The sequence below is a fragment of the Nocardia sp. NPDC003345 genome (genome assembly GCF_053589395.1).
On the sequence record NZ_JBSFRU010000268.1, the window covers coordinates 1 to 9,203 of the forward strand.

9 protein-coding genes are annotated in these 9,203 nt (G+C 66.2%); 6 read left to right on the top strand and 3 right to left on the bottom strand.

The window, feature by feature from the left end:
• Nucleotides 1-90 precede the first annotated feature (90 nt).
• Together ACWDU1_RS24230 and ACWDU1_RS24235 are read right to left on the bottom strand one after the other, a co-directional pair.
• Nucleotides 91-669, bottom strand: a complete 579-nt coding sequence (locus ACWDU1_RS24230; protein WP_450001800.1) for a Uma2 family endonuclease — start codon at nt 667-669, stop codon at nt 91-93.
• Nucleotides 670-735: 66 nt separating this feature from the next.
• Complete coding sequence (locus ACWDU1_RS24235) at nt 736-1,290, bottom strand: TetR/AcrR family transcriptional regulator (protein WP_450001802.1); 555 nt, start codon at nt 1,288-1,290, stop codon at nt 736-738.
• Nucleotides 1,291-1,321: 31 nt separating this feature from the next.
• Between ACWDU1_RS24235 and ACWDU1_RS24240 the strand changes: the two genes are divergently transcribed.
• From ACWDU1_RS24240 to ACWDU1_RS24250, 3 genes are all read left to right on the top strand, one after another.
• Nucleotides 1,322-2,578, top strand: coding sequence for a KasA/KasB family beta-ketoacyl-ACP synthase (locus ACWDU1_RS24240; protein ID WP_450001804.1), 1,257 nt, complete (start codon nt 1,322-1,324; stop codon nt 2,576-2,578).
• A 111-nt stretch (nt 2,579-2,689) separates the two neighbouring features.
• A complete protein-coding gene (locus ACWDU1_RS24245) occupies nt 2,690-3,082 on the top strand; it encodes a YciI family protein (RefSeq protein ID WP_450001806.1) in 393 nt (130 codons plus the stop codon).
• A 16-nt stretch (nt 3,083-3,098) separates the two neighbouring features.
• The gene (locus ACWDU1_RS24250; protein ID WP_450001807.1) at nt 3,099-4,328 is read left to right on the top strand and encodes an RNA polymerase sigma factor; all 1,230 of its coding nucleotides are present in this window, start codon (nt 3,099-3,101) and stop codon (nt 4,326-4,328) included.
• Nucleotides 4,329-4,346: 18 nt separating this feature from the next.
• Here ACWDU1_RS24250 and ACWDU1_RS24255 read toward each other — a convergent pair whose 3' ends face one another.
• On the bottom strand, nt 4,347-4,700 hold the full coding sequence (locus ACWDU1_RS24255; RefSeq protein ID WP_450001808.1) for a nuclear transport factor 2 family protein: 354 nt from the start codon (nt 4,698-4,700) through the stop codon (nt 4,347-4,349).
• 124 nt (nt 4,701-4,824) lie between these two features.
• Here ACWDU1_RS24255 and ACWDU1_RS24260 point away from each other — a divergent pair, with 124 nt between their 5' ends.
• The 3 genes from ACWDU1_RS24260 to lanKC all read left to right on the top strand — a co-directional run bounded on the left by ACWDU1_RS24260 (nt 4,825) and on the right by lanKC (nt 9,065).
• Nucleotides 4,825-5,592 carry a helix-turn-helix domain-containing protein gene (locus ACWDU1_RS24260; protein ID WP_450001813.1) on the top strand — a complete coding sequence of 256 codons (768 nt, stop codon included), beginning with the start codon at nt 4,825-4,827 and terminating at the stop codon, nt 5,590-5,592.
• 120 nt (nt 5,593-5,712) lie between these two features.
• Nucleotides 5,713-6,336, top strand: coding sequence for an NAD(P)-dependent oxidoreductase (locus ACWDU1_RS24265; RefSeq protein ID WP_450001810.1), 624 nt, complete (start codon nt 5,713-5,715; stop codon nt 6,334-6,336).
• An 83-nt stretch (nt 6,337-6,419) separates the two neighbouring features.
• Nucleotides 6,420-9,065: a class III lanthionine synthetase LanKC gene (lanKC, locus tag ACWDU1_RS24270; protein WP_450001811.1), complete on the top strand. Its 2,646-nt coding sequence runs from the start codon at nt 6,420-6,422 to the stop codon at nt 9,063-9,065.
• The last annotated feature ends 138 nt before the right edge of the window (nt 9,066-9,203 follow it).

Below are 9,203 nucleotides of genomic sequence, written 5' to 3' on the forward strand. Positions count from 1 at the left end.
CCGCGGGGTCCTGAACTTTCGTTCCGCCGGTCTCCGGCCGGAGACCGGCGGGACCCCGCTACGCGCGATCCGTGGACCGGGCGGCCGCAGTCAGACCCACGCTTTCAGCGGCTCGGTATCCAGGGCCACGCCCACCGGGTCGGGCAGCTCCACGTGATCGCCGATCGCCACGGTGACGCGCCGCTGGTACCGGCTGTCGACCGGGTGACTGAATACCGTGATCTCCCCGAATTCGCGATCGATCAAGAGGTAGACCGGGATCCCGGTCGCGGCGTATGCGACCGGCTTCTCTCGGCGGTCGCGTTGTTCGGTGTCCCGATCGCGGGAGGTGACCTCTACCACCATCAGGACCGGTTCCGGGTCGGCCCATTCTCCCTGTCCGACGAACGCGTCGGCATCCGCCAGCGCGCCGTCGGGCCGTGCCCGGCCCTTACGGTACTGCTCGACCTTCAGGCCTTGTTCCATACTCAGGAACAACTCCGGGCGCAGCATGATGAACATGCGGATCAGCCACTGCAGAATCCTGCCGTGATCCCCGTCGGCCACTGCTTTCGCCCCCAAGCGCCCGTTGATGAGTTCCAGTCGAATACCCTCTGACACTCGACCGGCCAACCGGGCGAGTTCCTCGAACTCCTCGGTTGTCATGATCTCCTCATGAACGGCGGTCATAGGAGCAAGAATAGCGGCCGGTGCGGGGCCGAGAGGGGTGCGACGGGATATCCGTGGGGCGAGTTCTCATCGTATCGACTGGTCTATCAGCCGCCGGGCCGCGCGGTCGGTGCGGGCGTGATCGTGGGTGATGAGGCGGTCCTGCAGGATGCCGCGCAGGCCGGAGACAAGGAGCGTGGCGACGATATCGGGGTTCTCGGCGCCCAGTTCGCGTAGTTCGCCGGTGAGGGTGGCGACGAATTCGGCGATCGCCGCTTCGGCGTAGCGGATATAGGGGCCGTGGGGCGCGCAGGCCGCGCCCAGTACCTGCAGCATCACCGTGACGCTCGGGGCGTCGGGGCCGGCGGTGTTGGAGCGCCAGAATTCCCACATCCGTTCGCGCAGGGCGGCGGCGTCGCCGGCCCCGGCGAAGACGCGGGTGAGGTCGGGGCGGTGGGTGGTCAGGGCCTGGACGAGCAGGTCCTCTTTGCTGCCGAAGTAGTAGATCAGCATGCGCGAACTGGTGCCGAGCGCGGCGGCCAGCGGGCGCAGGGAGAGGTCCGCGAGGCCGTGTTCGGCGATATACCGCACCACCGCGTCGAGCAGTTCGGCACGTTTGGCGTGGTCTAGAGGGCGGGCCATGGGTTGACTGTAGCGAACGGTACAGGTATTCATGGACACCGTGACTGTACCGATCGCTACAGAAACTCGTCCTGCTGCGGACCACGTGGTGCTGACGGCCTACGCGGCCGCCACCTCGCTGGCCGACGATATGGACGAAACCTGGGCCCGCCTGCTCGCCGGACATACCGGAATCACCACCCTCGACGACGATTTCGTCGCCGAATACGACCTCCCGGTCCGCATCGGCGGCAAACTCACCGCGCATCCCGGCGCCGGTCTCACCCGGGTCGAACAGCGGCGGCACTCCTATGTCGAGCAACTCGCCCTGGTCCTGGGCCGGCGGGTATGGCGGGCGGCGGGCGAGCCGGAGGTGGAGGGTGAACGGCTCGCGGTGGCCATCGGCACCGGGCTGGGCGGCGGCGACGCGCTCATCGCTGCCGTCGACGCCATGCGGGCCGGGGGCTATCGCAAAGTGTCGCCGATGTCGGTGCCGATGGTCATGCCCAACGGCCCGGCCGCGGCGGTGAGTCTCGAAGTAGGGGCGAAAGCGGGTGTTTTCGCCCCGGTATCGGCCTGCTCATCCGGCACCGAGGCTATAGCGCACGCCTGGCGGCTCATCGTCACCGGTGAGGCGGATGTGGTGGTGGCCGGGGGCGTCGAAGGGCATATCCACGCGGTGCCGATCGCGAGTTTCGCCATGATGCGGGCCATGAGTACACGTAACGACGAACCCGCCGCGGCCTCGCGCCCGTTCGACCGCGACCGCGACGGCTTCGTCTTCGGTGAGGCCGGCGCGCTGGTCGTCCTCGAATCCGAACGGCACGCGCGCGCCCGGGGCGCCCGGATCCACGCGCGGGTACTCGGCGCGGGTATCACCTCCGATGCCTTCCACATCGTCGCCTCCGACCCGGCCGGAGCCGGGGCCGCCCGGGCGATGCGCAAGGCGATCGCCACCGCCGGGCTGGAGCCCGCCGATATCGGGCATATCAACGCGCACGCCACCTCGACCTCCATCGGCGACGCGTCCGAGGCGGCCGCCATCGGCGCGGTCGCCCCGCACGCTTCGGTGTACGCACCGAAATCGGCGCTGGGGCATTCCATCGGCGCGGTCGGTGCGCTCGAAACCGTTCTCACCGCGCTCACACTGCGTGAACAGGTGGTCCCGCCGACCCTCAACCTGGAGAACCCGGACGCCGAATTGGATATCGTGCACGGGGCGCCCCGGGCGCAGCGCATCGACTACGCGCTCACCAACTCCTTCGGGTTCGGGGGTCACAATGTCACCCTCGCGCTGGGCCGAGTCTGACCCTCCTCCGGAAAAGGCCGCGGCGTGGATGTCGACGAGCGGCCGGCGGCTCCGACGTTCTCGGTGAGGACGGGCCACGGAGCCCGTCGCCGAACGAGTGAGGAGCCAATCGTGAAGTATGTGATTCTCATCCATTCCAACCCGCAGCCGTGGGGTCATCCCACCGGCGACTTCCTGGCCGAATTCCAGGATCTTCCGCAGGAGGCGCGCGACCGCATCACCGGAGATTTCGAGCGCTTGCTCACCGAGATGCAGGAGAACGGCGAACTGGTGGGCGGTGAGGCGTTGGGCTCGCCCGATGCCGCGCGGCTGTACCGGTGGCACGCGGGCGCAGCCGTCGCCGGTGACGGGCCCTATTCCGAGGCCAAGGAGCATCTGGCCGGATTCTTCCTCATCGACGTGGAATCCCACGCCCGGGCCGAGGAGATCGCGGCGGTGTTCGCAGGCCCCGGCGAAACCGTCGAATTGCGGCCCGCCATGTGGCCCGGGGGCGACGATCGGTGACCCCGGGCCCTCGCCGGTGGCCGAGGCATGGCGCCGGGAGGCGCCCTACGTCCTCGCCGCGTTGCTACGCCGCCACGGCGACCTCGGCGATTGCGAGGACGCGGCACAGGAAGCCGCCGAAGCGGCCACCTGGCAGTGGGGCCGCGACGGCGTGCCGGACAATCCACGTGGATGGCTGGTGCGGGTCGCATCGCGACGGCTCGCCGATCGGGTGCGGGCCGATCGGGCGCGGGCCGGCCGGGAGACCGCCGACGCCTGTGCCCGGCCCGCCGACGCGCTGCTCGCCCCTGCCGCCGACGCGCCGGCCTCGGTGCCCGGCGACGACACGCTGCGACTCTTCCTGCTCTGCTGCCATTCGAGCCTGACTCCGCAGTCCCAGGTTGCGCTCACCCTGCACGCCGTAGCGGGGCTGTCCACCGCGCGTATCGCCGCGGCCTTCCTGGTGCCCGAACGCACGATGGCGCAACGCCTCACCCGCGCCCGCGCGACTCTGCGCGCGGCGGGCGCCCGCTTCGAACTACCGAGAGCGGCCGATCTCCCGGCGCGCTTGGCCGCGGTATTGGACGTCTGCCACCTGATGTTCACCGCCGGGCATACCGCCGGTGCGGGTCCATCCGTGCTCGACCCGGAGATATCGGGCGAGGCATTGCGGCTCACCCGTGAACTGCATCGCCTGGTTCCGGATCACGATGAGGTGACCGGTGCCCTGGCGCTGATGCTGCTCACCCAAGCCCGGGCCGCGGCCCGCACCGACGCCGACGGCGAACTGGTGCCGATGGCAGAACAGGACCGCGACCGCTGGGACCGGACCTCCATCGCGGAGGGTGTCGCCCTGCTCGAGGAGGTCTTGCCACGCGGCCATATCGGCCGCTACCAACTGGAGGCCGCCATCGCGGCCGTCCATGCGGAGGCCGCCGACTGGGCGAGTACCGACTGGCCCCAGATCTGTGTGCTGTACACGATGCTCGACCGGGTCGCGCCCGGACCCGCGGTGACCCTCAACCGGGCGGTCGCGATCGCGATGGCGGGCGGACCCGAACTGGGCCTTCGGCTTACCGAGACGCTGCTCGGCGAGCCCGCGATGTACCGCCACCACCGGCTGTACGCGGTCCGGGCGCACCTGTTCCAGATGGCCGGGCGGACAACGGAGGCCGCGCAGAACTACCGCCGGGCGGCCTCGCTCACCGCGAGTCTGCCCGAACAGCGCTATCTCAACGGCCGGTTGCGCGGGCTCGGGGCCGGCTGATGGGCACGGCCGCCGATCTCAGCCCGGCACCTTGTCCAGGAAGCCGAGCACCGCCTCGATCCGGCCCTGGTCGTCGGTGACGACCACATCGAAACCGATGATCACCGGTTCGGTCCCCGCCGGGCCCAGACCCCACTGGAACCGGATCTGGCGGTGGTGCGCATCCGGTTCGCCGACCTGTGTGAAAACGAAACCCGGGAACTGCTGGTGGACGGCGCCGATGGTCGCGCCGATCGCGTCGGCGCCCACGGCCTCGGCGAGCGGGTCGGTGTAGGTGGCACCCGGGGTCCAGTGCCGGGCCAGCAGCGCGGTACGCGCGGTGGCATCGGTGGCGTTCCAGGTCTCCAGATAGGCGGTGACGATATCGCTCATCGGATTGTCCTCTCGGGGTTGTGAACTCGATGCACACAGCATCTCCGGGTTCGGATGAACCGGCGATTACCCGAGAGGTAATGGGATCACTTACCGTGCGCGATACGCTGGGTTCGTGGTGACGATGGAGACCGAACCCTCGGTGGGCGGCCTGCTGCGGTCGTGGCGGGAGCGCCGCCGGCTGAGCCAGTTGCAACTCGCCGCGCAGGCCGAAGTGTCGACGCGGCATCTCAGCTTCCTGGAGACCGGCCGTTCCCGGCCCACCCGGGAAATGCTGGAACGGCTGGCCATCCACCTCGAGGTGCCGCTGCGCGAACGTAACGATCTCCTGCTGTCGGCCGGATTCGCGCCGGGTTACGGCCAGCGCGATGTGGACGCGCCGGAACTGCGCGCCGTGATGGACGCCTTCCGCGTACTGCTCGACGCCCATATGCCGCATCCGGCGCTGGTCCTGGACCGCTGGTGGGACGTGGTCGACCGCAACACCGCTACCGATCTGCTGCTCGAGGGCTGCGCGCCGGAAGTGCTGGAGCCGCCGGTCAACGCCATCCGGATCTCCCTGCATCCCGACGGTCTCGCACCCCGGATCCGCAACCTCGCCCAGTGGCGCGGACATCTGCTGGGGCAGGTCCGCAGCCGTTACGAATCGACCGGCGACCAGCGGTTGAAGACCCTGCTGGACGAGGTCTCGGCCTATCCGCACCGCGACGACGGCGTCACCGCGCGCGCCGATGTCGTGATCCCGCTGCGCCTGCGGGTGGGGGAGGCCGAACTCTCCTTCTTCAGCATCACCGCGCAGGCCATGTCGGCCACCGACGTGACGGTCGACGAATTGCATATCGAGGCCTTCTATCCGGCCGACGAGGCGACGATCCAGGCCCTGCGGGGCTGAGTGCCCGCTGCGTAGACGCTCGCTTATGTCCGCGAGCGTTCGAGCGATGTTCCGTCTCATCGCCCGCTGCTGTACTGGATTCAGTCAGTACAGAGCAGCTTTCGAGAGTCAGGAGCGGTTATGCGAATCACGGTCTTCGGAGCCACCGGAACGGTCGGGCGCCATGTGGTGGAACAGGCACTGGAACGCGGATACGAGGTCACCGCGCTCACCCGCGACGCGAGCCGGATCGACCGGGCACACGACCTGTTGCGTGTGATCGAGGGCGATGTCCTCGATCCGGCCGCCGTCGAACGCGCGGTCCTGGGCAGCGACGCGGTGGTCGTCGCCCTCGGCAACGGCCGCAAGGGCGTGGTGCGGGCCGAGGGCACCCGCGCGGTCATCGAGGCCATGAACCGGGCGGGCGTGAAACGGCTGATCTGCCAGTCGACCCTCGGCGCCGGCGACAGCCGGGCCAACCTGAACTTCCTGTGGAAATACATCATGTTCGGCCTGCTGCTGCGCCCGGCCTACGCCGACCATCAGCAGCAGGAGACCTATGTACGCGCCAGCGACCTGGACTGGACGATCGTGCGGCCCAGCGCCTTCACCGACGGCCCCCGCACCGGGACCTACCGGCGCGGTTTCTCCGCCGCCGAAACCGGTCTGAGCCTGAAGATCGCGCGCGCCGATATCGCGGAATTCCTGCTGGACCAGGTCACCGACGCCACGTACGTACACAAGACCCCGGGAATCTCCCACTGAATTAGAAGTGATTTGCATCACATTGACCGGCACTGTGGTGTCCGGATAAATTGCAAATCAAGGCCGCAGGGGAGTGCGAGCATGTGGGGGAAGAATTGGACCAGTTTTTGGACGACGTTGCTTTCGGGATGGCGAGTCGTGATTTCTATATGCCACTGTTGGAAGCTGGACTGGAATCGCGGCGGTATCAACCGCAGTTGGATATGTCGGGTTGGGTGAATTCTCGACACGATATATGGCTGGGGTGGAAACCGCCGCGTACGGTCGAATCTCTGGAGTCCGGCTGGAAAGTGCATGTATCCGGCACAATTCAAGATTCTCACGAGACCTTGGATGTGGTGGCCGGCATTTGCGTGAATCTCGGAATCCCTTTCAAGCATACCTACGATGAATTCTGTTTCATCTGGCTTCACCATAAGTATGCGTCGCGGGCGCAGAGTGGAAAGTTCGTGACGATCTACCCGCCGGACGCGGCCGCGTCGGGCGAACTGATGGACCGACTAGAGGTCGGGCTGGGGCCGCGAGAAGCCCCTTATGTGCTGTCTGATCGCAGATTCGGGTCCTCTCGTGCTATCCACTACCGTTATGGTGCGCACCGGGAGGTGGTTCGCTTCGATCCTGCCACCGGCGCGAAGATCAGAATGTTCCGCGACCGGAACGGGGTCTTGAAGGCGGATGAGCGGCACCCGAAGTTTCTGCTCCCTATCGGTATCGACGATCCCTTTCGGCACAAGTTCAGGCCGGCGGAATGTCAACGCTCTTCGGAGTTGTTCGAGAATTACACATTCGAGGAGGCGATTCGTCACAGTAACGGAGGCGGCGCATACAGTGCGACTGACCGTAGGTCCGGTTCCCGTGTATTCATCAAAGAAGCGCGGGCACACACCGGTCTCACCTGGGACAGGCTGACAGCTAAGGACAGACTTCGTAAAGAATTCAGAATTATCAAGCAGTTGAACGGCGCGGATCCCGGTATCTGCCCTCGGCCATTGGCTCACCTTTCCGAATGGGAGCATGAATATCTGGTCACAGAGTGGATAGAGGGTATCACTCTCCATCGCTGGGTTCTGGATAATATGCCGCTCATTCGATTCGAACCAGATTTGGACGAATCGGCGAATTACTATACGAAATGCCTGGATATACTGGAGCAGTTATCCGAACTTGTCGCACGCGTACGTGCTCTCGGCATGAGATTTGGCGATCTGAACCCGAATAATGTGCTGCTGGATGCCGACGGTGTGGCGAGGCTGATCGATTTCGAAGCCGCGACAAGCTTGGACGAAGAGCCGGCCAGGATGGGGACGCCCGGCTTCGTTCCTGTCGACCGTCCCGTTGGCGACCGAGTCGACATCGATGACTACGCACTGTCCGCGATTGCCCGCTTCATGCTTTACCCGGTTTTCGATCTGATGGAGCGAAATCCGGCATTCTGGTCGGCGGCCCGCCGCGACGCACGGCTCGTGGTGCGTATCCCGGAGGAGCTCTGGCAGGCAGCGGGAAGATACGTCGCTCCCGCGAGTTGGCCGAATTCCGACGCCGACGTGCCGGCGGCACGCAGTTCCTCCACGGCAGATTTCGCAGGGGACGCGGAAGCATGGGCAAACGAGCTCACCTGCGGAATCGGCGCCGCGTTCGATCCGGACGGCGAACATTGGCGCTTTCCACCCTCTTACCAAGGAATACGCTCGAATACAGTCTGTTTCGCGTACGGCACTGCCGGTGTGCTCGGCACCTTGGCATTGCGCGGTCGAGACGTTTCCGAAGCTCATGTGGATTTGCTGGTACGGGATGCCGAGCTGGGGGCAGAAGGCTACGACGACAGCTTGTTCTTCGGATCCGCCGGAATCGCGGCCACTCTGGCCGGCTTCGGCCGACTGGAGGAGGCGCAACGAGTGCTACGCGCAGGCCCCGAGGCTCCGGGCGCCCTTCCCGGTTCTCTGGCCACGGGCAGCACCGGCCGCGGATTGGTATACCTGGATCTCTACTGTCGCACCGGTGATGTGGAGTGGCTGCGACGCAGTGAAGTTCTGGCTGACATTTCGGTGAAAGCGGCTCGCGAGAATGCGGAAGTCCTGCACGACAGCAGTCGTCTGGGGCTGATGTACGGGCACACGGGGGTGGCGCTGTTCCTGCATGCGATCTGGGCGGTCACCAAAGACGAGGCCTATCGGCAGGCAGGCCGGGTCCTTCTGCACCGCGATCTGCTCGCCCGCATGCCGATGGACGACGGATCGATATCTATTTCGGACCGTGTGGACGGTCGTCGAGCGATGCCCTATCTCAGTGAGGGCTCGGCAGGTGTGGGCACGGTAGCGCTGTTATACGCAGCCGGCGAAGAAAAAGGGGGACTCATCGCGGACAGCCTCCCAGGTTTCGAGCGTGACGCCTTCAAGTTGTTCACCTACAACGCGGGCCTGTACAGCGGACTGGCCGGATTGCTCCTCTTCCAGAACGAACTCCGGTCGCGAGGTGGATCGCGACCCGATCGGCTACAGACAATCGGACGCGCCCTGGAGAAGTACCTCGTGCCTCGCGGGGACCACTACATGGTCCTGGGTGATGGTGGTACGCGGTTCTCTGCGGATGTGTGGAGCGGCTCGGCGGGAGTAATCCGAGCACTCGACTCCGTGATTCATGGCCCGGCGCACCAGTATCTCCCCCTGATGCGGGGAGGCCTGCTGGTGCCTTGGCTCGAAGCCGACCAGATCTCGAAACGAAGGGGGTGAAACAGGATGGAAAACGTGCTCGAGCTTCAGGAGCTTCCCACGCGTGAGCGGGAGGCCTCCGACGCAGGCGCCAACCACTACAGTTCCGGTAGCTGGCAGACCTGCCTGTAATTGATGGAACTCGTCCGGAGCGCGCAC